Annotated in this window: 26 protein-coding genes and 1 riboswitch; of the genes, 16 read left to right on the top strand and 10 right to left on the bottom strand. The window is 67.7% G+C overall.

Translation table 11 applies throughout. From position 1 onward, the window contains the following. Positions 1 to 21: 21 nt before the first annotated feature. Both AUL33_RS02265 and AUL33_RS02260 read right to left on the bottom strand, forming a co-directional pair. Complete coding sequence (locus AUL33_RS02265) at positions 22 to 1278, bottom strand: sarcosine oxidase subunit beta family protein (protein WP_062203224.1); 1257 nt, start codon at positions 1276 to 1278, stop codon at positions 22 to 24. Between the two features lie 143 nt (positions 1279 to 1421). Next, on the bottom strand, positions 1422 to 2852 hold the full coding sequence (locus tag AUL33_RS02260) for a diguanylate cyclase domain-containing protein (RefSeq protein ID WP_062203222.1): 1431 nt from the start codon (positions 2850 to 2852) through the stop codon (positions 1422 to 1424). 159 nt (positions 2853 to 3011) lie between these two features. After that, a riboswitch (TPP riboswitch) is annotated at positions 3012 to 3123 on the top strand. Between the two features lie 165 nt (positions 3124 to 3288). Here AUL33_RS02260 and AUL33_RS02255 point away from each other — a divergent pair. The 7 genes from AUL33_RS02255 to AUL33_RS02225 all read left to right on the top strand — a co-directional run bounded on the left by AUL33_RS02255 (position 3289) and on the right by AUL33_RS02225 (position 9217). Then, positions 3289 to 4251 (top strand): FAD-dependent oxidoreductase, encoded by a 963-nt coding sequence (locus tag AUL33_RS02255; RefSeq protein WP_062203221.1) that lies wholly within the window; start codon positions 3289 to 3291, stop codon positions 4249 to 4251. Continuing rightward, on the top strand, positions 4248 to 4445 hold the full coding sequence (thiS, locus tag AUL33_RS02250) for a sulfur carrier protein ThiS (RefSeq protein WP_062203219.1): 198 nt from the start codon (positions 4248 to 4250) through the stop codon (positions 4443 to 4445). The genes AUL33_RS02255 and thiS overlap by 4 nt, the downstream gene beginning before the upstream one ends. Positions 4446 to 4450: 5 nt before the next feature. Then, positions 4451 to 5224, top strand: coding sequence for a thiazole synthase (locus AUL33_RS02245; protein WP_062203218.1), 774 nt, complete (start codon positions 4451 to 4453; stop codon positions 5222 to 5224). Continuing rightward, positions 5221 to 5874, top strand: a complete 654-nt coding sequence (locus AUL33_RS02240; RefSeq protein WP_244491893.1) for a thiamine phosphate synthase — start codon at positions 5221 to 5223, stop codon at positions 5872 to 5874. The genes AUL33_RS02245 and AUL33_RS02240 overlap by 4 nt, the downstream gene beginning before the upstream one ends. Before the next feature lie 120 nt (positions 5875 to 5994). Beyond that, the gene (locus AUL33_RS02235; protein ID WP_062203214.1) at positions 5995 to 6711 is read left to right on the top strand and encodes a GntR family transcriptional regulator; all 717 of its coding nucleotides are present in this window, start codon (positions 5995 to 5997) and stop codon (positions 6709 to 6711) included. Positions 6712 to 7068: 357 nt separating this feature from the next. Beyond that, positions 7069 to 8361, top strand: coding sequence for a hypothetical protein (locus AUL33_RS02230; protein ID WP_062203212.1), 1293 nt, complete (start codon positions 7069 to 7071; stop codon positions 8359 to 8361). Between the two features lie 4 nt (positions 8362 to 8365). Beyond that, positions 8366 to 9217 carry a hypothetical protein gene (locus AUL33_RS02225; RefSeq protein ID WP_062203210.1) on the top strand — a complete coding sequence of 284 codons (852 nt, stop codon included), beginning with the start codon at positions 8366 to 8368 and terminating at the stop codon, positions 9215 to 9217. Positions 9218 to 9238: 21 nt separating this feature from the next. On the opposite strand, the gene AUL33_RS02220 is transcribed toward AUL33_RS02225, so the two are convergent. Then, complete coding sequence (locus AUL33_RS02220; RefSeq protein ID WP_062203208.1) at positions 9239 to 10198, bottom strand: alpha/beta fold hydrolase; 960 nt, start codon at positions 10196 to 10198, stop codon at positions 9239 to 9241. Positions 10199 to 10332: 134 nt separating this feature from the next. Here AUL33_RS02220 and AUL33_RS02215 point away from each other — a divergent pair, with 134 nt between their 5' ends. Further along, positions 10333 to 11346, top strand: a complete 1014-nt coding sequence (locus tag AUL33_RS02215) for a hypothetical protein (protein ID WP_062203206.1) — start codon at positions 10333 to 10335, stop codon at positions 11344 to 11346. 8 nt (positions 11347 to 11354) lie between these two features. Here the strand turns inward: AUL33_RS02215 and AUL33_RS02210 are convergent, their stop codons facing one another. Beyond that, positions 11355 to 11651: a Dabb family protein gene (locus tag AUL33_RS02210; RefSeq protein WP_062203204.1), complete on the bottom strand. Its 297-nt coding sequence runs from the start codon at positions 11649 to 11651 to the stop codon at positions 11355 to 11357. Between the two features lie 38 nt (positions 11652 to 11689). Next, positions 11690 to 12217, bottom strand: coding sequence for an MAPEG family protein (locus AUL33_RS02205; RefSeq protein ID WP_062203203.1), 528 nt, complete (start codon positions 12215 to 12217; stop codon positions 11690 to 11692). Positions 12218 to 12281: 64 nt separating this feature from the next. Here AUL33_RS02205 and ettA point away from each other — a divergent pair, with 64 nt between their 5' ends. The 5 genes from ettA to AUL33_RS02180 all read left to right on the top strand — a co-directional run bounded on the left by ettA (position 12282) and on the right by AUL33_RS02180 (position 17325). After that, positions 12282 to 13931 carry an energy-dependent translational throttle protein EttA gene (gene ettA, locus AUL33_RS02200; RefSeq protein ID WP_062203201.1) on the top strand — a complete coding sequence of 550 codons (1650 nt, stop codon included), beginning with the start codon at positions 12282 to 12284 and terminating at the stop codon, positions 13929 to 13931. Positions 13932 to 14085: 154 nt separating this feature from the next. After that, a complete protein-coding gene (locus AUL33_RS02195; protein ID WP_082652251.1) occupies positions 14086 to 15555 on the top strand; it encodes a sensor histidine kinase in 1470 nt (489 codons plus the stop codon). After that, entirely contained in the window at positions 15548 to 15961 is a 414-nt protein-coding gene (locus AUL33_RS02190; RefSeq protein ID WP_062203196.1) for a response regulator, read from the top strand. The genes AUL33_RS02195 and AUL33_RS02190 overlap by 8 nt, the downstream gene beginning before the upstream one ends. Before the next feature lie 118 nt (positions 15962 to 16079). Further along, on the top strand, positions 16080 to 16730 hold the full coding sequence (locus AUL33_RS02185) for a DedA family protein (protein ID WP_062203194.1): 651 nt from the start codon (positions 16080 to 16082) through the stop codon (positions 16728 to 16730). Positions 16731 to 16737: 7 nt separating this feature from the next. After that, positions 16738 to 17325, top strand: a complete 588-nt coding sequence (locus AUL33_RS02180; RefSeq protein WP_156419237.1) for an MOSC domain-containing protein — start codon at positions 16738 to 16740, stop codon at positions 17323 to 17325. 9 nt (positions 17326 to 17334) lie between these two features. On the opposite strand, the gene AUL33_RS02175 is transcribed toward AUL33_RS02180, so the two are convergent. Continuing rightward, the gene (locus AUL33_RS02175; protein ID WP_062203190.1) at positions 17335 to 17709 is read right to left on the bottom strand and encodes a DUF2293 domain-containing protein; all 375 of its coding nucleotides are present in this window, start codon (positions 17707 to 17709) and stop codon (positions 17335 to 17337) included. Between the two features lies 1 nt (position 17710). After that, the gene (tsaA, locus tag AUL33_RS02170; RefSeq protein WP_062203187.1) at positions 17711 to 18202 is read right to left on the bottom strand and encodes a tRNA (N6-threonylcarbamoyladenosine(37)-N6)-methyltransferase TrmO; all 492 of its coding nucleotides are present in this window, start codon (positions 18200 to 18202) and stop codon (positions 17711 to 17713) included. 119 nt (positions 18203 to 18321) lie between these two features. Here tsaA and AUL33_RS02165 point away from each other — a divergent pair, with 119 nt between their 5' ends. Together AUL33_RS02165 and metF are read left to right on the top strand one after the other, a co-directional pair. Continuing rightward, a complete protein-coding gene (locus tag AUL33_RS02165; protein WP_062203185.1) occupies positions 18322 to 19323 on the top strand; it encodes a metalloregulator ArsR/SmtB family transcription factor in 1002 nt (333 codons plus the stop codon). Between the two features lie 12 nt (positions 19324 to 19335). Then, positions 19336 to 20250, top strand: a complete 915-nt coding sequence (metF, locus tag AUL33_RS02160) for a methylenetetrahydrofolate reductase [NAD(P)H] (protein WP_062203183.1) — start codon at positions 19336 to 19338, stop codon at positions 20248 to 20250. Positions 20251 to 20341: 91 nt separating this feature from the next. On the opposite strand, the gene AUL33_RS22920 is transcribed toward metF, so the two are convergent. Together AUL33_RS22920 and AUL33_RS02155 are read right to left on the bottom strand one after the other, a co-directional pair. Then, positions 20342 to 20464, bottom strand: coding sequence for a hypothetical protein (locus AUL33_RS22920; protein ID WP_280137794.1), 123 nt, complete (start codon positions 20462 to 20464; stop codon positions 20342 to 20344). A gap of 142 nt (positions 20465 to 20606) precedes the next feature. Beyond that, complete coding sequence (locus AUL33_RS02155; RefSeq protein ID WP_062203181.1) at positions 20607 to 21899, bottom strand: amidase; 1293 nt, start codon at positions 21897 to 21899, stop codon at positions 20607 to 20609. A gap of 157 nt (positions 21900 to 22056) precedes the next feature. On the opposite strand from AUL33_RS02155, the gene AUL33_RS02150 reads away from it, so the two are divergent. Next, the gene (locus AUL33_RS02150; protein WP_062203179.1) at positions 22057 to 23277 is read left to right on the top strand and encodes an alanine racemase; all 1221 of its coding nucleotides are present in this window, start codon (positions 22057 to 22059) and stop codon (positions 23275 to 23277) included. Between the two features lie 28 nt (positions 23278 to 23305). Here the strand turns inward: AUL33_RS02150 and AUL33_RS02145 are convergent, their stop codons facing one another. Beyond that, a complete protein-coding gene (locus AUL33_RS02145; protein WP_062203177.1) occupies positions 23306 to 23752 on the bottom strand; it encodes a DUF4112 domain-containing protein in 447 nt (148 codons plus the stop codon). Positions 23753 to 23790 lie beyond the last annotated feature (38 nt).

Below are 23790 nucleotides of genomic sequence, written 5' to 3'. Positions count from 1 at the left end.
AGGGCGATCGCGTCGCCATCGTCAGTGCGCCACGGCCGCCGCCGCCGCCTCGTCGATGAGCACGCCGTCGCGGAACCGCTCGATCGTGAAGGGCGCATTGATGGGGTGCGGCTCGTCGCGGGCGATCGTATGGGCGAAGACGTTGCCCGAGCCCGGCGTCGCCTTGAAGCCGCCGGTGCCCCAGCCGCAATTGACGTAGAGCCCCTTCACCGGCGTCTTGGCGAGGATCGGCGAGCGGTCGGGCGTCACGTCGACGATGCCGCCCCACGAGCGCAGCATCCGCATGCGCCGATATTGCGGGAACAGCTCGCAGATGGCGTCGAGCGTGTGGTTGGCGATGTGGAGCCCGCCGCGCTGGGTGTAGGACGTGTAGGCGTCCGTGCCGGCGCCGATCACCAGTTCGCCCTTGTCGGACTGCGAGATGTAGGCGTGGATCGTGTTCGACATGACGACGCAGGGAAAGACCGGCTTGATCGGCTCGGACACCAGCGCCTGCAGCGGATAGCTTTCGAGCGGCATGCGCACGTCTGCCATCGACATGACCACCGAGGTGTTGCCGGCCGCGACGACGCCGACCTTGGCCGTGTCGATGGCGCCGCGGGTGGTCTCGACGCCGATGACCTCGCCGCCTAGCCCGCGCCGGATGGCGGTGACCTCGCAGTTCTGGATGATGTCGACGCCGAGCGCCGAGGCGGCGCGCGCATAGCCCCAGGCCACCGCGTCGTGCCGCGCCGTGCCGCCTCGCCGCTGCAGGGCGCCGCCGAGCACGGGATAGCGCATGGTCGATGCGTCGATGTTGAGGGGCGGGCAGTAGGCCTTGCACTCTTCGGCGCTCAGCCATTCGTTGTCGACGCCAGCCAGCCGGTTGGCGTGGACATGGCGCTTGAAGACCTGGATGTCGTGGATGTTATGGGCCAGCATCAGGACGCCGCGCGGCGAGTACATGACGTTGTAGTTGAGGTCCTGCGACAGGCCCTCCCAGAGCTTCACGGCATGGTCGTAGAGCGCCGCCGACTCCTCGAAAAGGTAATTCGAGCGGATGATCGTCGTGTTGCGCCCGGTGTTGCCACCGCCGATCCAGCCCTTCTCCAGCACCGCGACGTTGCGCAGCCCATGCTCCTTGGCGAGGTAATAGGCCGTCGCCAGTCCGTGCCCGCCGCCACCGATGATGACGACGTCGTAGCGGCTCTTCGGCTGGGCGTCGCGCCACTGCGCCTGCCAGCCCTTGTTGGACCCCAGCGCCTTGGCGATGATCGAGAAGCCGGAGAAGTTCTGCATGGCGGTCCGTCCTGCCGAGCGCGTCTGGTCCGGACCTTCGCATTGGCGACACGGCTGTCGCGATGATGAAAGCGGCAGGGGGCTTGTACAAAGCCGACATCCGCGAAGAATTGCGACATCGGGTCGGGACGGCTCCGGCCTCGTCAGCCGACGTCCGCGACCTTCCGATCTTCGGGGATGGGGGCGAAGTGGAAGCACGAGCGCCCCGCTGCCTTCGCCGCGTAGAGGGCGCGGTCCGCCCGTTGGATCAACTGCTCGGCATCGTCGCCCCGCACCGCGACGGCCACGCCGATCGAGGCGCCGACGCAGAAGCGCGCATCCCCGAACTCGATGTCGCGCGACATCTCGGTGATCAGCTTGCGGCAGAGCGACTGCAGCGCCCTGAGATCCGTCTCGCCTGCGAGGATCACGAACTCGTCGCCGCCGATGCGCGCGCAGCGATCCTGCGGGCCGATCAGTCCGCGGATGCGGTCGCTGACCTCGCGCAGCACGGCGTCTCCGGCATCGTGGCCGCAGCCGTCGTTGACCGCCTTGAAGCGGTCGAGGTCCATGTAGAGCAGAGTCGGTAGGGCGACCTTCGGCGTCAGCGATGCCGTCAGGGCGCGGTAAAACGAGGCGCGATTGGAAAGGCCGGTCAGCATGTCGTGCGAGGCGCGGTGTTCGGATTCCGCGTTGGCGGCGCGCAGCGCCTTGGCGAGTTCGCGACCCTGCCGGGCTATGCGCCGTCCCTGCCACGACAGGGCGATGCCGATGCCGGACGCAAAGACGAACAGCGCGGCGGCCCAGGGCGCGAGCGCGGCCAGCATGTCGCTTCCCGGTTTCGGCAGGGCGGCATCGAGACCGAAGGACGTATGCCCGTCGCTCGTGTCGAGAATGGTGGCGGAGGACCCATCCGTCCCATCGAACTGCGAGATGGCAAGGTCGACGAGGCCGATCTCGCGGCCCATGCGTTCGACCTCGGCCGGCGACAGGCGGTCGGCGAAGACCAGGATCGAGGGCGGTCTCTGATCGATCGTCACGGTTGGATCGTCGCCCGCGCCGATCGCGGTGGCCGACAGGAAGACGGGTTCGCCCGGCACCGCCGCCACGGCATTGACCGCCCGACCGTAGGAGATCGGTAGAGCCCGCATCTTGGCCAGCAGGCGCCGTACGGCGGCCGCTTCGGCCGGGTCCTCGAAGACCGGGGTCGACGCCAGTTCACCTTCGCGAACGGCGTAGACCTGCCGGTCAGCGCCATCGAAGACGGCAAAGGTCTCGATGCCGAGATCGGTCGAGAGTGTCCGACCCAGATTGTTTTCGTTCCAGGCCCAGCCGATGTCGATCGTCTGATGGAGATGCGCATAGGCATCGCCCCAGTCGGCATAATCGACGACGACGTCCGCCAGCTGATCGGCCTTGTTCGTCAGAAGCACGCGCGCGAAATGCCGCGTCTGCTCGGCGGCGTGGTCGTCCTGCGTCCGTGCGGCCTGGACAACGAGGGCGGCCGACACGGCGGCGACCGTCAGGACGGAGGCGAGAAGGACGAAGGTCGTCGTGCGACCGAAGGCGATGGTGACGGGTTTGGCGAACCCCATCGTGGGCTTTCCTCATGGTTCGCCGGCCATTGGACAGGAAAAGTCTTGCGATATCTCTGCGGGGATCCGAACGAATGGACACGACCTGACGCATGGGACGGTCCGCCCTGGTTCCTCGCGCCCATGGTTGACAGGGTAAGTCGAATGTCTACGTTCACGTCTATGTCCAGGGGGAGTTCCGCGAGGGGAACTGAGAGGCCGACGAGATGCGCGGCGACCCCAAGAACCTGATCCAGTTCGCACTGGCGTAGGGATGGAGTTGAACGCTCCGCGACGGCATCCACCGAGACCCGACCGGGTGCGGAGAATGGCGTCCGGTTTCGAGCCGAAGCCGCTCGATGCGTGGACCCCCGTCTGTCGCCCCGATGCGCCGGATCGAGAGCCGTGGAGCCCGTTCGATGCAAACCGACCCGTCCATCCATCCTTTGGCCCCCCTGTGACGATCCATGTTCTCGGCGCCGGGGTCGCCGGGCTCACCACGGCGTTGCGCCTCGTCGAGGCGGGGCGGGAGGTCGTCGTACACGAAGCCGCCCCGACGCTCGGACAAACCGCCGCCTCATGGCTCGCCGGCGGCATGCTGGCGCCCTACTGCGAAGCGGCGACGGCGGATCCGTCCATCGTCGAGCCGGGCTTGGCCGGGATCGAATTCTGGGCCGGGGTCACGTCGGTCAAGCGTGCCGGTACGCTGGTTCTCGCCGCCGCGCGCGACAGCGGGGATCTGCGCCAGTTCGCGGCGCGGACGCAGGGCCACGAGACGGTGGATGCCGGTACGATCGAGGCGTTGGAGCCCGATCTGGCTGGACGTTTCCGGCAGGGACTGTTCTATCGCGGCGAGGCCCATCTCGATCCGCGCCGGGCGCTGGCGGCGATGGCCTCCCATCTGACGCAGTCCGGCGGCACCATCCGGTTCGGCGAAGCTGCCGACTCCGGCGATTTCGCCGGCGAGGTCGTCGTCGATTGCCGGGGGCTCGCGGCGACGTCGCCCGAGCTGCGCGGCGTGCGCGGCGAGATGGTGTTGCTGCGCAGCCGCGAGGTGCGCCTGTCGCGGCCCGTTCGCCTGCTGCACCCGCGCTGGCCGATCTACGTCGTGCCGCGCGAGGAGGGCGTCTTCATGGTGGGTGCGACGATGATCGAGTCGGACCGCGCCGGCGCCATCTCGCTCCGCTCTGCGGTCGAATTGCTGTCGGCAGCCTTCGCCTTGCATCCCGCCTTCGCCGAGGCCGAGGTGATCGAGACCGGCGCCGCCTGCCGGCCCGCCTTTCCCGACAATCTGCCGCGCGTGACGCGCGAGGGCCGCGTCGTCACCTTCACCGGCCTGTTCCGCCATGGTTTCCTCCTGTCGCCGTCCTGTTCGGCAAAGGCGGCGGCGATGGCCCAAGACGCACTGGAGACCGCATGATCATTCGGCTGAACGGCGAGGCACGCGAGATCGCGGCCCGCACGCTGGACGCGCTCGTCATCGAACTCGACCTGCCCGGCGAGGCGGTGGCGACCGCCGTGAATCAGGAATTCGTGCCACGCGGCGAACGAGCGGAAACGACGATCATGGCGGGCGACGCGGTCGAGATCCTGTCGCCGATGCAGGGAGGCTGAGACCCATGGACATCTACGGACGCATCTACTCTTCGCGTATGATGCTCGGCACCGCGCTCTATCCTTCGCCTGCGGTGATGCGCGAGGCGATCCGCGCCTCGGGCGCGGGGCTGATCACGGTGTCGCTGCGCCGCGAGCAATCGCTCGGCGGCGGAACGGCGCCCGGTTTCTGGAACGAGATCCGCGATCTCGGCGCCGACTTCCTACCGAATACGGCGGGCTGCCACAGCGTCAAGGAGGCGGTGACGACGGCGCGAATGGGGCGCGAGCTGCTGGGCACCAGCCTCGTGAAGCTGGAGGTCATCGGCCATGCCGACACCTTGCAGCCCGACGTCTACGGCCTCGTCGAAGCCGCGCGCATCCTGACGGACGAGGGCTTCGAGGTGCTGCCCTACACGACCGAAGATCTCGTCGTCGCCGAACGCCTGCTCGAAGCGGGCTGCCGCGTGCTCATGCCGTGGGCCTCGCCCATCGGCTCGGGGCTCGGTCTCAACAACCGCTATGGACTGCGCTCGCTGCGCGCGCAGTTTCCGGGTGTCACGCTCATCGTCGATGCAGGCCTCGGGCGCCCGAGCCACGCGGCCGAGGCGATGGAACTCGGCTATGACGGCGTGCTCTTGAACACGGCGGTCGCCAGCGCTGGCGATCCCGTGGCGATGGCGACCGCCTTCCGGCTAGCGGTCGAGGCCGGCCGGCTCGGCTTCGAGGCCGGGGCGATGGAGCCCCGCGACATGGCCGCGCCCTCGACGCCGGTCTTCGGCAAGGCGGTGCTGGCATGAGTGGGATGGCGGAGGAGCGGGCGCGCGTTCGCCTCGATCCGTTCTATCTCGTGCTGCCCGATGCCGACTGGATCGAGCGGCTGGTGCCGGTCGGACTGCGGCTCGTCCAGCTGCGGGCCAAGGGCGACGATCCGGCGGTCCTGCGCAGCGAGATCCGTCGCTCGCTCGCGGTGTGCCGCGCCCATGATTGTCAGCTCGTGGTCAACGACCACTGGCGGCTGGCCATCGAGGAGGGCGCCGACTTCCTGCATCTCGGTCAGGAGGATCTTGCCGAGGCCGATCTTCCGGCGATCCACGCCGCCGGCCTTCGCCTCGGCTTCTCGACCCACGACGAGGCGGAACTGGAGGTCGCGCTGGCCGCACGGCCGGACTACGTCGCACTCGGGCCGATCTGGCCGACGGTCCTCAAGCAGATGCCGTGGGCGCCGCAGACTCCCGCGCGACTTCGGCTCTGGCGCGAACGGGCCGGCGCCATGCCGCTCGTCGCCATCGGAGGGATCACGGTGGAACGCGCGCCTCTCGTCTTTGCCGAAGGCGCCGATTGCGCGGCGGCGGTGACGGACGTGACACTCCACGCCGATCCGGAAGCCCGCGTTCAGGCATGGCTGGATGTCACTCGCCCCTGGCGCGAGAGCCGACCGCCTCACTGAGGCGATCTCGTTACGATGATGTGCGAAGGTTGTCGATAGTTTCACCCTTAGGTTGCATTCACTCTGCAACTCAAGGTAAGGTTTCGCATCTTCCGAAGGATGTGAGACAGGGAACGATCGATGTCGCTTGCCAAGCCGTTCAACACCCGACCCCTGTATCAGCAGGTCGCGGACGAGTTCATCGCCCGCATCGTGCAGCGGACCTGGGCGCCCGGCCAGCCGATCGAGAACGAGGCCGAGATCGCGCGTTCGCTCGGCATCAGTCTCGGCACGGTGCGCAAGGCCTTCGACATCCTGACCGAGCACAAGCTGCTCGAGCGTCACCAGGGAAAGGGAACCCTCGTCGCCGATTTCGAGGGCTCGAAGATGCGGAGCCGTTTCTCCAACATTCGGGATCAGGCCGGCAACCGGATCTCCGGCGAGGTCGAGATCGCCAACGTCACGCTCGGCGTCGCCGATCCCGACGTCACGGCGGAACTGCAAGTCAACGCACGGACCCCGGTTCTCCGTTTCGAACGCCGCCGGACCCATCTCGGGCGCCTGTTCATGATCGAAGACGTGTATCTGCGGGTCGATGCGAGCGTGCGTCAGATGTCGCAGGTCGATCTCGAAAGCGTCGCCTCCGCCCGGTGGACGGGCCAGGATCTCGCCACGCAGAAGTTCGAGAAGGTCGCGGTAGAGGTTGCCACGGCCGACGACAAGCGCACCTTCCGGTTGAAGGGCGATGCTGTGGTGCTCAAGCTGTCGCGCATCATCTGCTCCTACCAGAATCGCCCGCTCGAACTGCGCCGCGCCCGCTGCCATCTCGGCTCGGATCTGATCTACGCGACGGAGTAGGGCGTTCGCCGGTTCGTGGCTCTCGGGTGAACGGGATTACCGAAGCGCTCGGCGGGAGTCGGCATGACTGAGCGACGCCTCCTCGTGACCGGGCCGATCGAGGCAGGGACTACGCGTCTCATCGCTGCATCACCGTGACGGGGTGCTCGATGCACGAAGGTCCCTCGCGCATGCAATCTCGTGTACGATGGCGGATGGATAACGGTGTCGCGGCACCTCTCTATCCCGCCCCGCTCATCACATCGGCGGGAGGGCGGCACGCCGCCTAGCCTGCGGCGCGGCTTGGCCTTAATCCTCTCTTAAGCCTCATTCAGGCCGGCTTCCCGTCGGCTCTTGTTGTGTGTTTCGGGGAACCGCATGGCCGCATCGCATTCCTACACGCTGCGCGGCCAGATCGCGCGGCTCGAACTGATGACCCGAATGACCCTCGCGATCCTCGCGACGGCCAGCGGCGTCTTCACCTATCTCGGGGTCCGCGAGCTTCTCGATGGCGATGCCTCCACCGTTTTCTTCGGCGCGGTGATCTACTCCGTCTCGGTCTCGGTCGGCATCTACGCCTTCTGGACCTACCTGATGCGGATCATGCCGCATGTGCGCCGGCCCGCCGGGCGGCGGATGCTCTACGTCGCCATGGCGCTCGGCGCAGCGATGATCATGGCGATGTCGGCTTGGCTGAACGCCGCGGCGCTGGCCGGCGCGGCGGCGCTCGAGCAGCATATGTCGGTGACCACCGAGGCCTATCAGGGCAAGCTGAACGAGGCGCACGAGAACGCGCTGGCCGCCCAAAGCCTGCTGCCCGACATCCAGCTGGCCTCGCAGCGCTTCGCCCGGCTGGCGGACGAGGAGCGCTCGTCGGGCGCGCTGACCGGCACGTCGGGCTCGGGCACCGTGGTGCAGCTCCTGTCGCAGATGTCGACGCAGCTGTCCGGCCTGCAGACCGAGATCGAGACCTCGCGCGACGATGTCAGCGCCCTGTTCAAGGACGGCGGCGAACGGCTCGGCGAGATGCGCCGACTGGTCGCCGCCGACGGCAGCGTCAAGCCGCGCTCCACCGATTATGCCACGCAGGCGACGGAACTGGCGGGCATCATCGGCTCGCTGCAGCAGACGTCCGTCGCGCCGGCCGTCAAACGCGCCGCCGAAGACCTCGGCCGCACCTTCATCGCGCCGGCCGCCGATGGCGCCGACGCGGCGCTTCAGGGCCGGCAGTCGGCCGTGGTGGGCCAGGTCGAGACCGCCGTGCGCCAGCAGAGCCTCGCACTGGCGGCTGCGGCCGACTCGATCCTCGATCGCCCGCGCGTCGAGACCGTGCGCTTCACGCCGCTCTCGGCGCCGGAAGCCGTGGTCATGTATGCCCGAGACTTCCTGCCGTCCTGGGCCGGGGCGATCTCGATCGACCTGATGCCGGCCGTGCTCGTCTTCATCCTCTGCATCGTGCAGGACCAGATCCGGCGCGAAGAGAGCGACGAGGACAGCGAGATCGGCGACATGAGCGCGCTCGACATGATGCGTGCGATCCGCCTCCAGCGCCGCCTCGTCACCGAGAGCGAGATCGGCGCGGCGCCGACGCGGTTGGTGGTCGAGGACGACGGGATCGTTCAGCAGAACGATCCCGGCCCGGCCGCCTATCCCAAGACCGTGCGGTCCTGACGCGGTGAGCGACGTCCATGCGACGCCCGGCTGGTTCGAGCGGCGGCTGCTGGCCATTCCCGACGGCGCGATGCTGCGCGCGGTCTTCCTCGGCGTCGTCGGTCTGGCGGGCACGATCCTCGCCACCGACATCCAGCGCGCCACGCAGGGCGAGGGCGATCGCTCGCGCATGCGCCGGACCGAGCCGATGCCGCTGTCGCGGCCGGTGCCCGGCGATCAGGTGCGGCCCTACCTGCCGCGTGCCGTTCCCGTCGCGCCGAACCGGGGCGAGCCGGCCATTCCCGGCTTCGAGAGCCCGCTCCCGGACGATGCATTGGCACGGCCCATGCGCTTCGTGCGGGCGGATGAGCGCACCGTTTCGGCGGTGGGGCGGATCGATCCCGGCAGCGCCGACGATCTCACCCGTTTTCTCGACGGCGAGGGCAAGGGTGCAGGCGTTCTCGTGCTGCATTCGCCCGGCGGCTCGGTGCGGGATGCGCTGGCGATGGCGCGGCTCGTGCGCGAACGCGGGATCGAGACGGCGGTGCCGGCCGACGGCTACTGCGCCTCGGCCTGCCCGCTTCTTTTCTCCGGCGGGGTCGCACGGTCGGCCGGAGAGGATGCCTGGGTCGGCGTACATCAGGTCTATGCGGTCGACGCGGGGACGGGTGGTCCACTCCGCGACCTCGGGCGCTCGATCGCCGACATCCAGGCGACCACGGCTGAGTGCCAGCAGCTGCTCGTCGACATGGGCGTCGATCCGCAGGTCTGGATCAAGGCGATGCAGACGCCCGCCGACGAGCTCTATGTGCTGACGCGCGACGAGTTGGAAACCTTCCGGCTGGTCGCCGCCGCGCCCAATGCAAAGCAGGGTTGACGTCTGACGCGACCCCGAGGTTTACGGCGCGCCGATCGGCTTGGGTGCCACGACGGAGTGATGTTCCAGGAAGTCGAGGAGTTCGTCCACCGCCTCCTGGCGCATCGGCTCCACTTCGTTCAGCGTCTCGTGACGGGCGCCCTCGACGATGCGACATCGAACATCGAGCGAGCCGGCCTCCTCCAGTCGGGCAGCCAGCCGGCGCACCGCCTGACCGCCTTGCGTCGCCGGATCCTGCGTGCCGCCGAGGCAGTGAATGGGTAGGCGCCGGGGCAGGTCGGCGAGGCCGGAATGCAAGCGGGCATCCTCGATCAGGGCGAAGAGGTCTTCCACCATCGAGATCGTCGGCGTCCAGCCGCAGAGCGGATCGGCATTGTAGCGGTCCACGGCGCGCTCGTCATGGCTGAGCCAGTCCGCCATCGTGCGCCGTGGCTCGATCGCCCGGCCCCAGGCCTCGAACGTCGCGCGGGCAAAGAGCGCGCTTGCGACGTCGGATCCCTTCAGCGCCTTTTCCGCGCGAAGCGCCACGCGGCCGAGCCGCTCCTGCCAGCCGGCCTCGAAGCTGGCGTTCCAGACGAGAAGCCCGGCCAGCCCTTCGCCGTGCTTTCGCCCGTAGTTCATGGCGAGATGGCCGCCCATCGAGTGGCCGAGCACGAAGACCGGCTTGCCGGGATGATCGGCCTCGGCGCGTGCACGCACGGCATGGATGTCGCGCAGAAGCTTGGCCGGTCCGGCCTTCGATGCGAAACGTCGCATCGGGGCGTCGATGGCGGTGGTGGAGCCGTGCCCGCGATGGTCGGGGGCGTAGACGGCAAAGCCGCGCGCCGCCATCTCGAGGGCGAGGCGGCCGTAGCGGCCGGCATGCTCGGCCAGTCCGTGCAGCACGAGAAGAACGCCGCGCACCTCGCCGAGCGGGCGTGTGCGATACAGATTGATGGCGGCGCCGGTCGGGCTGTCGAGAAGAAAAGGACGCTCGGGCAATGTCGTTTCGGCGCTCTGGAGAGTGGATGACGCATCAAATGGGGCGCTGTCGCGCAATCGCAATCGGCGGACGTGCCGAAGTGGCGGGTGCCGGCGGTGCGGGGACGCCGCCGCGGCGAAGTGCGCTCGCGGCAATGGCCGCGATGCTCGCGGCGCTGATGCCGGGCGCCGCCGCCGCGCAGGTGCCGATGAGCGGCAGCTTCACGGCGGAGGCGAGTTGCTTCGCGACGCCCTCGATCCGGTCCGAGGACAATTCCGGCCGCATCGTCACGGAGCCCGGGCGCTCCTACGATCTTCTCGGCCGCAACGCCGTTCCCGGCAGCCACTACCTGATCCGCGTGCCCGGTGCCGAGCCGGACCGCCGCTGGGTCCCCTACGGATGCGGGCGCGTCGGCGACGGATCGTCGTCGGCCTCGGTTCAGCCTCAGTTGCCGGCGGAAGCGCCTGCGAGAACCACGGATCGTGTCGCATCATCCGCCGGCGCCGAGGACGAGGCAGCCTCCGGCGACTTCATCCTCGCGGCCAGTTGGCATCCCGCCTTCTGCGAAATTCGACCCCGCTCGCGCGATTGCCGGTCGGGCGGCGTGGCCAGCGGCGGCTTCTCGCTGCACGGGCTCTGGCCACAGCCGCGCGGACGCGAGTATTGCGGCGTCGCCGCCCGCATCCGCGAGACCGATGAGCGGGGCGACTGGATGCGCCTGCCGGCGATCGAGCTGACGGTCGCGACGCGCCGGGCGCTGGATCTGGCGATGCCGGGCGTCGCCTCCGGGCTCGACCGGCACGAGTGGTGGTCGCACGGCACCTGCCACGGCGGCGGCGAGGAGCGCTACTTCCGCGATTCGATCCGCCTTCTCGACGCGCTCAACCGATCCGACGTGCGGCGCGTGTTCGAGGCGGCCGTGGGCGAGGACCTGCAGGCCGATGCCGTGCGCGCGGCGTTCGACCGCGCCTTCGGTCGCGGCGCGGGCGCCCGGGTGCTGATCGACTGCGCTTCGGGCGACGACGGCCGCCGGCTCCTGCAGGAAATCCGCATCTCGCTCCGCGGTCCGCTGCGCGAAGATGCCGACCTCGGACCGCTGATCCTCGCCGGCGCCACCCAGCCGCGCGGCTGCCGAAGCGGCATCGTGGACGCGCCCGGCTTCGGCTGAGGCCGCGCTCAGGTCCGGTCGGGAATCTCGTAGTCGGCGGAGTAGCGAATCTCGCGCAACGGGCGCACGGCCTGCGTCGACGCGTCGTAGATCGGATCGGCCTTGTAGGCGTCGAGCGCCGTGCGGTCGCGGAACTCGGCATAGACCACGAGATCCACCGCATTGCCCATCGGATCGACGCGGGCGTTTTCGACGACTTCGAAATGGTCGTGGTGGCGGATCGCCCCCAGCGTCTCCAGCCCGGCCTTGATGCGCGGCAGGTCCTCGCGGTTGCGGGCGCTGAAGAAGACGATGTGTCGAATCATGCGGGAGGTTCCATCAGGGATCGGCGGGGCGGCGCGCGTCAGCGAAGTGCCAGAACGAGCGCCGCCACGAGGCCGAGAAGGCTCGGGTAGAAGGTCGCCGCGAAGCCGAAGGCCCGCGCGGCGGCTCCCTTAGCATAGGTCGCGGCGAAGATCGCGCGTGCGATGACGAACCAGATCGCCATCGCGATTGGTAATGCGGCAAGGCTCGGCGGCAGGACGGGCGCCAACGCCAGGAGCGCGAGAACGAAGAGCACGGTCTGCTCCAGCGTGTTGGCGAGAATGGCGCGCAGGCGCCCGAGCGCCGCGTCACCGGGCGGCACGGATCCGTCGATCGCCGCAGGCGCGGTGAACCGATAGGCAGCGATGCGCCCAATACAGGCCGCCAGCGGCAGGGCGGCCAGCGCGAAGGCGACGGCCGGCACGGGCGCGATGTCCGCCAAGACCCGCAGGAGCCCGGCGATCGCCAACGGCGGCGCAATGACGGCGAGCGCGATGCCGGTCAGGACGCCGCGCTGTTCGGCGCTGAAGCTGCGGGCGCCGATTTCGACCGGCGATTTGTTGCTCATCGGAGCCTCATGGCTTACCTGTGCCGCAATCCTATCGACCCTTAGTTTCGGAGACGCGCGCTCGATGGCTCGCCAGTTCATCTACCATATGGCCGACCTCACGAAGGCCTACGGCAACAAGAAGGTGTTGGAGAACATCTTCCTGTCCTTCTACCCGAATGCCAAGATCGGCATTCTCGGCCCGAACGGCGCCGGCAAGTCGACGCTGCTGAAGATCATGGCCGGCATGGACAAGGACTTCACCGGCGAGGCCTGGGCCGCGGACGGTGCGACGGTCGGCTACCTGGCGCAGGAGCCCAAGCTCGACGAGACCAAGACCGTGTTCGAGAACGTGATGGAGGGTGTCGCCGACAAGCAGGCGATCCTCGACCGCTACAACGAACTGATGATGAACTACTCGGACGAGACCGCGGACGAGGGCGCCAAGCTGCAGGACGCAATCGACGCCCAGAACCTCTGGGACCTCGAGAGCCAGGTCGAAATGGCGATGGACGCCCTGCGCTGCCCGCCGAAGGAGGCGACCGTCGGCCCGCTGTCGGGCGGCGAGAAGCGCCGCGTGGCGCTGTGCAAGCTGCTCCTGTCGAAGCCCGACATCCTGCTCCTCGACGAGCCTACCAACCATCTCGACGCCGAGACGATCGGCTGGCTGGAAAAGCACCTTCGCGAATACGAGGGCGCCGTGCTGATGATCACCCACGATCGCTACTTCCTCGACAACGTGACCGGCTGGATCCTCGAACTCGATCGCGGCCGGGGTGTGCCCTACGAGGGCAACTACTCGGTCTATCTCGAGAAGAAGGGCAAGCGGATGCAGCAGGAGGGCCGCGAGGACGACAGCCGCATGCGCGCCCTCTCGCGCGAGCGCGAGTGGATGCAGCAGGGGCCGAAGGCCCGCCAGTCCAAGTCCAAGGCCCGCATCCAGGCCTATAACGAGCTGGTCGAGGCTGCCGAGAACCGCCGGCCCGCCGATGGCAAGATCGTCATCCCGACCGGCGAACGCCTCGGCCAGAAGGTGATCGAGATCGAGAACCTGACGAAGAGCTACGGCGATCGGGTCCTCATCGAGAACCTGTCGTTCAAGCTGCCCGCCGGCGGCATCGTCGGCATCATCGGCCCGAACGGCGCCGGCAAGTCGACGCTGTTCAAGATGCTGACCGGCCAGGAGAAGCCCGACAGCGGCAAGGTGGACATCGGATCGACCGTCGACCTCGGCTATGTCGACCAGAGCCGCGATGACCTCGCGCCGAACAAGACCGTCTGGGAAGAGATCTCGGGCGGCAGCGACATCATGAAGCTCGGCAAGTACGAGATGAACAGCCGCGCCTATGTCGGCAACTTCAACTTCAAGGGCGGCGACCAGCAACAGAAGGTCGGCACGCTCTCGGGCGGCCAGCGCAACCGCGTGCACCTCGCCAAGATGCTGAAGTCGGGCTCGAACGTCATCCTGCTCGACGAGCCGACGAACGATCTCGACACCGAGACGCTGACGGCGCTGGAGGATGCGCTGGAGGAATACGCGGGCTGCGCCGTGGTGATCAGCCACGATCGCATGTTCCTCGATCGGCTGGCGACGCACATTTTGGCCTTCGAAGGCGACAGCCATGTCGAATGGTTCGAGGGCAACTTCGCCGATTACGAGCAGGATAAGATCCGTCGTCTCGGACCCGATTCCGTCAACCCCAAGCGCCCGACCTACAAGCGTCTGACGCGCTGACGTAAAGTTTGCACCTCCGTCCCCTGTCCCATCGCTCCGCTCCGCCTATCATCAGTGCGCAGCCGGCGATGAGGCCGGTGGGCGGAGTGCGACGCTTCGCCCGATCAGCGGTGATCCGTTCCGATTGCCAGACACAACACATCAGGCGCATTCGATGAATCGGATCAGCTTCCACCAGTTGTTCTCGGCTCTTCCCAGCCCTCACATGATTCTCGACCGCGATCTGAAGTTCGCGGCCGTCAATCACGCCTACGAGATCGCGACGATGCAGGGCGAGGCGGATCTCGTCGGGCGCCACGTCTTCGAGGCCTTCCCCAACGACGGCGAGGCCGGACGCAGACTGCAGACGTCGTTCGATCGGGTGCTGCAGACAGGCGAGCCCGACACGCTCGCCTATGTCGAATACGACATTCCCCGACCGGAGGAACTCGGCGGCGGCACCGAAAAGCGCTACTGGACCGCCGTTCACTCGCCGCTCTTCGATCAAGCCGGCGAGGTGATGTTCATCCTCCAGAACACCGTCGACATCACGGAGATCGTGCGCCTGCGTGCAGCGGCGACGCTGCCGTTCCAGGTGTTGCCGGGCGAGGTGGCGCTGGTGCAGCGCGCGCGCGAGGTCGAGGAAGCGTACAAGGAGACGGTCAACCAGACCGAGGCATTCCAGCGCCTGTTCGAACTGTCGCCGGGCATGGTCGCCCTGCTGCAAGGCCCCGACCACATCTTTACCTTCGCCAACACGGCCTACCGCGCCTTCGTCGGGCCGCGCGACCTTCTGGGGCTGCCGGTGCGCGACGCACTTCCCGACATCGCGGGACAGATCTTCTTCGACATGCTCGACCAAGTCTACCAGACCGGCGAAGCTCAGATCGCCTCCGACACGCGCGTCCTCATCAGCGACGGCACCAGCGCCATGCCGCGCGAGGCGTTCATCGATCTTTCCTATCATCCGATTCGCGACCGGCAGGGCGCCGTCTCCGGCATCTTCGTTCAAGCCTACGACCGAACCGACGCCGTGCGGTCGCACCACCGTCAGCGCCTGCTGATCGACGAACTGAACCACCGCGTGAAGAACACGCTCTCCACCGTCCAGTCGCTCGCCCGGCGCTCGTTCCGGACCAATGCCGACCGGGAGGACGCCCGCCGCGTCTTCGAAGCCCGGATCCTTGCCCTGTCGAACGCGCACAATCTCCTGAGCGAGCAGCACTGGCAGTCGGCGGATCTTGAGACGATCCTGCGGCTGGAACTCGGCGCCTTCGGCGACGACCGGTTCGAATTGCACGGCTTGCGCGTCACGCTGAGTCCGAAGGCGGCCATCGCGCTGGCGATTGTCTTCCATGAACTCTCGTCGAACGCGGTGAAGTACGGCGCGCTGTCCCAGGCCGGCGGATTGCTGCGCATCGGGTGGGCCTATGACGGCCAGGAGCTCGTCTTCCGCTGGCACGAAACGCCGCTTCCCGAAGGCGCGCAGCCGACGCCCGGCTTCGGCATGCGCATGCTGGAGCGGATCATCACCGGCGAGTTGGAGGGCAACCTGCAGGTTGACTTCGGCAGCGGGAGCCTCACGTGGATGTTCAGGCTGAAGCGAACAGAGATCGAGGATCTTGGACAAACCGCCTATGACTGACGGTTCCTCCTGCGCAGGCCTGCGCGTCTTCGCGGTGGAGGACGAAAGCCTCGTCGCGATGCAACTCGAAGACATCCTGGAAGAGCTGGGCTGCGAGATCGTCGGCATGGCCATGCGCGTCGGGCGGGCACTCGAAATGCTTGGCGCGTTGCGCGCGGTGGACGTCGCGGTGCTCGACATGAATGTTGCCGGCGAGAAGGTCTATCCGGTCGCCGAGTATCTGCGCAGTCGCGATATCCCCATCGTCTTCGCCACCGGATACGGCCGCAACGGCATCATGGAAGAATGGCGCGACAACCCGATTCTGCAGAAGCCGTACACCGGCGATCAGGTGGCTGAGGCCATCGCGGACGCCCATGCGGCCCGGCGCGCAGCCGCCGCATCGCGGTCCGAACCGTCGGCCTAGCGTTCTCGCACGGCCGGTCTACCGCGATCCATCGGACGGCCGGCCGGTGACGGCGGCGCAGCGGAATGCTACTGGGCCGCGAGACCCTGACTCCGAGATGTGAAAGAGCCACCGCCGCATGGATACCTTCGTTCAAGGCCTGATGGACAATCTTGGTGTCTTCGGCATCGCGCTGCTGATGTTCCTTGAGAACATCTTCCCGCCCATTCCCTCCGAGATCATCATGCCTCTCGCCGGCTATCAGGCGGCGACCGGGCAGCATTCGATCTGGGCGGTCATCCTGGCGGGCTCGATCGGCTCGCTGTTCGGAATCCTGCCTTGGTACTATCTCGGCCTGCTCGTCGGCGAGGAGCGCATCGTCAAGCTGGCCGACCGGTTCGGCCGCTGGATCACCATGTCGGCCGAGGACGTCCAGGCCGCCGACACGTGGTTCCGGCGTTACGGCATCTGGGCGGTGATGCTCGGGCGTCTCGTGCCGACGGTTCGCACGTTGATCTCGATCCCCGCCGGCCTGTCGCGCATGTCACTCGGCACGTTCCTGTTCTTCTCGGCCATCGGTACGGTGGTCTGGACGGCGGGCCTCGCCTTTGCCGGCTATCTTCTGGCGCAGCAATACGAGCGCGTGAACGAATATGTCGGCCCCGTCTCGAACGCCGTGATCGCCATCGTCGTGCTGATCTACGTCTACCGCGTCGTCACCTTCAAGGCGAAGCCACGCACCCAGCCGATCGACCTGAAGTCCGACGAGCATCCGCACCGCCATGACTGACGCGACGATGACCACCGGGACCAAGCGCCACCGCGCCCGGAAGCTGCAGGCCACCGTCGGCGGTCTCTACAGGGCGGCGGGCGGCGATTTCGTGACAGCGCCGGCCGATGAACTGGAACTCGGCTTCGACGGCATCGTCGAGGATTTCCATGGTGGCGCGACCCGCCGCACAGGTGGACGCGAGCCCTGGTATCCGCGCGGTACCGAGATCCGCAACGAGCGACAGCTGTCGATCCTCTCCTTTGCCGAACTGGCGGAAATCGCCGCCACTCTCGACGTTCCCGAGGTGAAGCCGGAGTGGATCGGCGGTAATCTCGTGCTCGACGGTATCGAGCGTCTGACCTGGCTGCCGCCGCGCACGCTGCTCTTCTTCGAAGGCGGCGTGACGCTGAAGATCGATGGCGACAACGGTCCATGCCGGCTGTCGGGGCGTTCGATCGCTTCGAATTACGAGGGCCGAGCCGACATCGACCTCGGCTTCGTCAAGGCCGGCAGGTATCGCCGCGGTCTCGTTGCCTGGGTGGAGAAGCCCGGTCGCATCACGCTCGGCGAGGCGGTCGAGGCGCGCCTGCCGGAGCAGTGGATCTACGAATAATCAGGCGCCTCAGTCCGCGTCCGGTCGCTGGCGTATGGCCGACGCCGGTTCTTCGTCGTCGCCCTCCGACACCTCTTCGTCGGCATCGGGTTCCGACAGGAGCGGGCGCGTCGAGCCCCAGCGGTCGAGCACCTCGTTGACCGCCTCCAGCACGAAGAACCGGGCTTCGTCCCGCTCGTAGCCCTCGTCGCGCAACTCGTCGTAATCCGTATGCTGGTGCCGGATGTGGGCCACCGTCGCGAGCCAGATGGCGGCAGCCGGCGTCAGATCGCGCATGTGCTTCGAGCCGGCATCGGTGCGGATCGCCTCGGCGTCGAGGAAGGGTACGCGCGGGATCAGCAGCGTCAGGTGACGGGCGATGGCCTTCTGGCGCTCGGTGGCCATGTCAGGCCTCCGGCGGCTGATCGACGGAGGCGAAGTAGGGCTTGATGTCGAGGAGCGGCGTGCCGTCCAGGACATCGGCCGCATCAATGCGCAGAAGGCCGGCCGCGGCGTCGATCGCCACGAGCCTTACCAGATGCAGGCCGATCGGATTGGGCCGGACGGGTGAGCGCAACGCGAACGTACCGGTCGCCTGCGTTGCATGTCGCGGCATCTGGGTCGCCAGATCGCGCCGCGCCTCGTGCAGCCACGTTAGCAGGAACACCCACTGTCCGGTCTCCAGCGAGGCGAGGGCCGGCCGGAATGCCGCGTCCATCTCGATACTCGCGCCCTCCATCCGCTCTCGGGCGACGCGCAGGTTCTTCGGGCAGTCCGAGCGCTGCGTCCACGGCGTGCGGACGCGGCCGATGAAGGTGAGGCGGGCGTCGTCCGCCTGTCGGCCATCGAAGGGCAGGAGGGTTTCGCCGGGGCGGGCGGGGGTCGCACAATCGGTCATTGGCCCAAGCTAGAGCCGGACCCGCGCGAGGGGAACCGGCACGGGCACGCACGGCTTGTGAAACCAACGCGAAACACATAAACATATCTTTATGTGATGTTGGCCGAGGGAGGGCCGTGATGCCGGCCTCGTTCGACCGTACCGTGGACATCCTGAAGGCGATTGCTGAGCCGACACGGCTGCGGCTCGTGCTGCTGCTGTCGGGCCACGACCTGACGGTGTCCGACCTCACGACGATCCTCGGCCAGTCTCAGCCGCGCATTTCGCGCCATCTGAAGCTTCTCGTCGAGTCCGGCACGGTGCTGCGCCATCAGGAGGGCGCCTGGGCCTATTTCCGGCTCGGCGACGATCCGCTCGTGACGGCGCTGGCGCAGTCGCTGGAGAGCGGCATTCTCGACGAGGAAGGGCTTCTCGCCCGGGATCGCGAGCGGCTGGGCGACGTGCGCCGCGATCGCTCGACGCGGGCCGCCGACTATTTCACTCGCAATGCCGAGCAGTGGGACCGCCTGCGCTCGCTCCACGTACCGGATGCCGAGGTTGAGCGCGCGCTGCTCGGCGCACTGGGGAGCGACGACATCGGCGCATTCCTCGATGTCGGCACCGGAACGGGGCGTTTGCTCGAACTCCTGTCGCCGATGAGCGAGCGGGCCGTCGGGGTCGATGCCTCGCGTGAGATGCTGGCCGTTGCCCGCGCCAAGCTCGACGCGGCAGGCCTGACCCGCGCCACCGTGCGCCAGGGCGATGCCTACCGCCTGCCGGTGCCGCGCGGCAGTTTCGACCTCGTGACCCTGCATCAGGTTCTGCACTATCTCGACGATCCCGCCGCCGCGGTGCGCGAAGCCGCAGCCGCCTTGCGGCCGGGCGGTCGGCTGGCGATCGTCGATTTCGCGCCGCATCAGCTGGAGTTCTTGCGCAGCGAGCATGCGCATCTGCGCCTCGGTTTCGCAAAGGCGACGCTGTCTGCCTTCGTCGTGGCGGCCGGCCTCGTGGTCGAGACGACGCTTTCGCTGCCTCCGGCCGACGACCGGCCGGACCAACTGACGGTGACGGTTCTGGTCGCCCGTCGCCCCCTGTCCGCCGAGATGCCCGACCGGGCCCGGCGCCAAGCATCAACCGCCTGAAGGATCGCCGTCATGGCTCAACGCAAGTCTCCGCGGTCGCCGATCCGCGTTTCGTTCGAGTTCTTCCCGCCCAAGATCCCGGCGATGGAGGAGACTCTGTGGCGCTCGATCCAGCGTCTGGCCCCGCTGCAGCCCGACTTCGTCTCGGTGACCTACGGCGCCGGCGGCTCGACCCGCGAGCGCACCCACCATACGGTGCAGCGCCTGCTGGCAGAGACCGACCTGAAGCCCGCTGCGCATCTCACCTGCGTCGATGCCACGCGCGAGGAGGTCGACGGCGTGGTGCGCCAGTATCATGAGACGGGCGTGCGCCATTTCGTGGCGCTGCGCGGCGACGGGCAGGGTGGAGCAGGCGGTGCCTACGAGGCCCATCCCGACGGCTACCGCAACGCGGTGGATCTGACGGCCGGCATCAAGCGCATCGATCCCGCCATCGAGGTCTCTGTTTCCGCCTATCCCGAGAAGCACCCCGAAAGCTCGGATTTCGCCACCGACATCGACCTCCTCAAGCGCAAGGTGGACAACGGCGCGACGCGGGCGATCACCCAGTTCTTCTTCGACAACGACATTTTCGAGCGCTACGTCGAGCGCGTCCGGCGGGCCGGGATCTACGTGCCGATCGTGCCGGGCATCGTGCCGATCCACGACTTCACGAAGGTCGCGCGCTTCTCGGCCGCGACCGGCGCCTCGATCCCCGGTTGGCTGGCCGATCGTTTCGCCGGGTTGGAGAACGACCCGCATACCCATAGCCATGTGGCGGCGGCTGTCTGCGCCGAACAGGTGCTCGATCTCGCCGAGCGCGGCATCGGCGACTTCCATTTCTACACGATGAACCGGGCCGATCTCGTCTATTCGATCTGCCACATCCTGGGGCTGCGCGAGGGCGCGTCGCAGGGCGTATCGGCGCCGGAAGCGGCTGCGGCCTGACGGCCCCAAACCTCGACAAGGAAAAGGCCGGGAGATGATCCCGGCCTTTCGATTGCGAGCTCCGTCCCTTGCCTGCGCGGCGCCCTGGTCGTCAGGAGATCAGCCCGACCACCATGGCTCCGACGAACACGAACGCGGCGCCGGCCATCATGAAGTTCAGCGAACGCATCATTTCCATCGCAGCCTCCTGCTCACGAGATGTTTCAATCTTCATCAATCGTTCAACTTCGTAAAGACGAATTCGTTTCCGGGTCGTCGACGAAAGATTGTGGAAACCTTGTTTTCAGGTGAGGGGGCGATGGCTTACGGGGATCGGCTCGCGTGAAAGAAATTTGAACGATCTGTCCAGATGTCGTTCACGCACTGCACAAAATCGACTCAAGCCCGGCTGCCGCCGCCAGCGCCAGCTTATCCCGCCCGAACCTCGCCGAGATCGTCAGCCCCAGCGGCAGGCCGGATGGGCTTCGAAGACCGGGAACGTTGACGCAGGGCGTTCCCGCCAGCGTCCAGAGCCGGTTGAAGGCGGGATCGCCGGTGCCCTCAATGAAGAGGGGCGCTTCGCCCGGCGCCGAGGGCGACAGGATCACGTCGCAGTTCCCGAAGAGCGCATTTACCGCTCGTCGACCGTTGCGCGCCGTCCGCCGCGCGTCGTCGTAGCGCTCGGCCGGAATCGCCGCTCCCCGCTGGAGCGCGAGTCGCAGGGCTTCGCTCAGGCTCGCGCCGTGATGCAGCCGCTCATATGTCAGGGACACCGCGCCCTCGTAATCCTGAATCAGCGGCTGCACCTCGCGCGCCTGGCGCAGCGTCTTGTCCTCCACGATGTCGACGACCCGCCAGCCCAGGCGCTCGCAGGCCGCCGCACCCTGAGCCCACGCGTCCGCCATCGCCGGGCTGAGCTGCCCGTCGATGCCCGACCGGTAGAGCCCGACCCGCAACGCGGACGGTGTGTCGTCACCGATGCCGAGGTCGCGACCCGACAGGATGGCGGCGAGGTGCGCGACGTCGCGCACGCCGCCAGCGAACAGTCCGGCCGTATCGAGCGACCAGGCAAAGGTCTTCATGCCGACGGTCGGCAGCAGGCGGAAGCTCGGCTTGAAGCCGGCAATGCCGCAGAACGAGGCCGGGCGGATGGTCGAGCCCGCCGTCTGCGACCCGAACGCGCCTGCGACGAGGCCGGCGGCGACCGCTGCGGCCGAGCCCGAGGATGATCCGCCGGGGCTGCGCGCGAGATCGTGCGGGTTGCGCGTCGGCGCGGGCGTCATGAAGGCGAACTCGGTCGTGTGCGTCTTGCCGGCAACGAAGGCGCCGGCCGCTCGCGCGACGGCGACGAGGGCTGCGTCGGCGCGCGGCTGGTGGCCGGCGTAGATCGGTGAGCCGTATTCGGTGGGAAGGTCCGCGGTGTCGAAGAGGTCCTTGATGCCGAGGGCTATGCCGGCCAGCGGACCTTGCGCCAGCACCGGCGCATCGGGAGCCGCCCTCCGCGCAAAGGCGAACAGCTCGCCGTCGGCAGCGTCGATGCGCTCGCGCGACTGCGCGATCGCAGCCTGCGGCGTCAGCGTGCCGGCCTCGATGCGGCGGCGGATGTCGAGGATCGAGACGGGTGTGACGGCTCGGAAACCGGGGCGGGGCGTCGAAGGGCGATGGCTCATGGCAGGCGATGAGATCCTTGCGGTGGAACGCGCGCGTTCAGTGGCAGAACCGTCATGTCCCTGCCACCCGTTTGTGATGAACAGGCCGCGGAAGGGTTTTCCTTCCCGTCCCCTGTCCTCTATTGGCGGGGACGGACGAGCCGACGAGGAGACGAGATTGCAGAGATTCCCGACGGCAAAGGACGCCGCGCTTTCGATGAGGCCGGACGTTCCCGTCTACTGCTTCCGACCCGACGTGCTGCGCGAGGACATCCGCCGCTTCAAGGACTCGTTTCCCGGCCAGACCGCCTACGCCGTGAAGACCAACGGCGAGCCTATGGTGCTGGAGACCCTCGCCAAGGCCGGTGTCGACGTCTTCGACGTGGCCTCGCCCGGCGAGTTCGCGGCGGTGCGCGCCGTCGCGCCGAATGCCGAGATGCTCTACATGCATCCGATCAAGGCGCAGTCCGACATCCGGCTGGCGCTCGAGACCTACGGCATCCGCACCCTGTCGCTCGACCACGAGGACGAGGTCGCCAAGATCCTGCGTATCGTTCACGCGCTCGATCTCGATCCCGGAACGATCACCGTCTTCATCCGGCTGCAGACGAAGGGCCATGCGGCCTACGAGCTCTCGAAGAAGTTCGGCGCGGCGCCTGCCCATGCCGTCGAACTCCTGCAGCGCTGTCATCGGATCGGATTCAAGGTCGGCCTCTGCTTCCATGTCGGGTCGCAGATCGAGGATCCCGAGACGTACGAGCGAGCGCTCGCCTCCTGCGACTGGGTGCGCAACCGCGCCGACGTCCCGCTGGCTGGGCTCGATGTCGGCGGCGGCTTTCCGGCCGAGTACGGCTACGACCCGCGCCGCAAGAAGCCGGACATGCCGGGCATGGGCCAGATCATGTCGCGGCTGCGCTCGGATATCGAGGAATGGGGCTTCGGCGACGTTCCGCTGGTGGCCGAACCGGGACGTGTCGTGGTGGCCCGCTGCTTCTCGCTGATCGTGCGCGTGCTGCTGCGCAAGGGGCGCCGGCTCTACATCAACGACGGGATCTGGGCGTCGCTGTCCGACTCCTGGACGGGCAAGATCACCCTGCCGGCCCGCTTCATTCCCGATCCTGCGCGCGTCTCGCGCAAGGGCGACAAGAGCTCGATCGTGCCGTTCCGCGTCTGCGGCGCAACGTGCGACAGCGTCGACATCCTGTCGCGGCCGTTCTGGCTTCCCGAAACGGTGGACACCGGCGACTGGATCGAGATCGGCCATATCGGAGCCTACTCGCTGTCGCTGCGCACGCGCTTCAACGGCTTCTATCCCGACACGTTCGTCGAGGTGACGACGCCCTTCGACGAGGGCGACGCGGCGGAGGGCTTCGCCAGCCTCGAGACGATGGCGGACTGACGCCGCCATCCCCCAGGAGGCCCACCCGTCAGCGCTTCGGCGTCACGTCCTTCATCGTCCGTTCGTCGGGCCCATCGCGAAATTCGCGGTGGGCGATGTCGAAATGGTCGGCGACGATAGCGATGTTGCGCTTGTGCGACTTGAAGTAGACGTCGAACAGGTCGCCCGCCAACGGCACCGCGCCAACGGCTGCGTCGACGCCGAGATTGGCCACCATCCGCGCCAGCTTGCGCTTGGGCACACCCATCCGGCGCGCCTCGTTGACGATGAACAGCCCGATGGCCGCGCCGCTGGCGTCGCCGATACCCGGAACCAGGCCCAGGATCGCGTCGGCGCCGAAACGGATCTCCGTGCCGGGAATGCGGATCGCCGTGTCCATGAGCCGGGCCAGACGGTTAAGGCGGTTCAGGCGGCGGACGGTCTCGGCGCGCGTGAAGTCGCCTGAAACGTCCGAGGCGTAGGCAGTGGAAGTCATCGTCGAACGGTCTCCTGCGGCGAAGCGGTGGATCCGTC

Origin of the sequence: Aureimonas sp. AU12, from assembly GCF_001463705.1 — a bacterium.
GTDB lineage: Bacteria > Pseudomonadota > Alphaproteobacteria > Rhizobiales > Rhizobiaceae > Aureimonas.
Note: the sequence above shows the minus strand (reverse complement) of the source record. Positions and strands in the feature narration are given on the sequence as shown.

Coding starts and splice junctions, on each gene's coding strand:
- ettA (WP_062203201.1), top strand. CDS start 12,282: ATGGCTCGCCAGTTCATCTACCATATGGCCGACCTCACGAAGGCCTAC.
- AUL33_RS02205 (WP_062203203.1), bottom strand. CDS start 12,217: ATGAGCAACAAATCGCCGGTCGAAATCGGCGCCCGCAGCTTCAGCGCC.
- metF (WP_062203183.1), top strand. CDS start 19,336: ATGGCTCAACGCAAGTCTCCGCGGTCGCCGATCCGCGTTTCGTTCGAG.
- AUL33_RS02190 (WP_062203196.1), top strand. CDS start 15,548: ATGACTGACGGTTCCTCCTGCGCAGGCCTGCGCGTCTTCGCGGTGGAG.
- AUL33_RS02175 (WP_062203190.1), bottom strand. CDS start 17,709: ATGGCCACCGAGCGCCAGAAGGCCATCGCCCGTCACCTGACGCTGCTG.
- AUL33_RS02265 (WP_062203224.1), bottom strand. CDS start 1,278: ATGCAGAACTTCTCCGGCTTCTCGATCATCGCCAAGGCGCTGGGGTCC.
- AUL33_RS02235 (WP_062203214.1), top strand. CDS start 5,995: ATGTCGCTTGCCAAGCCGTTCAACACCCGACCCCTGTATCAGCAGGTC.
- thiS (WP_062203219.1), top strand. CDS start 4,248: ATGATCATTCGGCTGAACGGCGAGGCACGCGAGATCGCGGCCCGCACG.
- AUL33_RS02145 (WP_062203177.1), bottom strand. CDS start 23,752: ATGACTTCCACTGCCTACGCCTCGGACGTTTCAGGCGACTTCACGCGC.
- AUL33_RS02245 (WP_062203218.1), top strand. CDS start 4,451: ATGGACATCTACGGACGCATCTACTCTTCGCGTATGATGCTCGGCACC.
- AUL33_RS02240 (WP_244491893.1), top strand. CDS start 5,221: ATGAGTGGGATGGCGGAGGAGCGGGCGCGCGTTCGCCTCGATCCGTTC.
- AUL33_RS02210 (WP_062203204.1), bottom strand. CDS start 11,651: ATGATTCGACACATCGTCTTCTTCAGCGCCCGCAACCGCGAGGACCTG.
- AUL33_RS02155 (WP_062203181.1), bottom strand. CDS start 21,899: ATGAGCCATCGCCCTTCGACGCCCCGCCCCGGTTTCCGAGCCGTCACA.
- AUL33_RS02165 (WP_062203185.1), top strand. CDS start 18,322: ATGCCGGCCTCGTTCGACCGTACCGTGGACATCCTGAAGGCGATTGCT.
- AUL33_RS22920 (WP_280137794.1), bottom strand. CDS start 20,464: ATGAAGATTGAAACATCTCGTGAGCAGGAGGCTGCGATGGAAATGATG.
- AUL33_RS02180 (WP_156419237.1), top strand. CDS start 16,738: ATGACCACCGGGACCAAGCGCCACCGCGCCCGGAAGCTGCAGGCCACC.
- AUL33_RS02195 (WP_082652251.1), top strand. CDS start 14,086: ATGAATCGGATCAGCTTCCACCAGTTGTTCTCGGCTCTTCCCAGCCCT.
- tsaA (WP_062203187.1), bottom strand. CDS start 18,202: ATGACCGATTGTGCGACCCCCGCCCGCCCCGGCGAAACCCTCCTGCCC.
- AUL33_RS02230 (WP_062203212.1), top strand. CDS start 7,069: ATGGCCGCATCGCATTCCTACACGCTGCGCGGCCAGATCGCGCGGCTC.
- AUL33_RS02260 (WP_062203222.1), bottom strand. CDS start 2,852: ATGGGGTTCGCCAAACCCGTCACCATCGCCTTCGGTCGCACGACGACC.
- AUL33_RS02215 (WP_062203206.1), top strand. CDS start 10,333: ATGGCCGCGATGCTCGCGGCGCTGATGCCGGGCGCCGCCGCCGCGCAG.
- AUL33_RS02185 (WP_062203194.1), top strand. CDS start 16,080: ATGGATACCTTCGTTCAAGGCCTGATGGACAATCTTGGTGTCTTCGGC.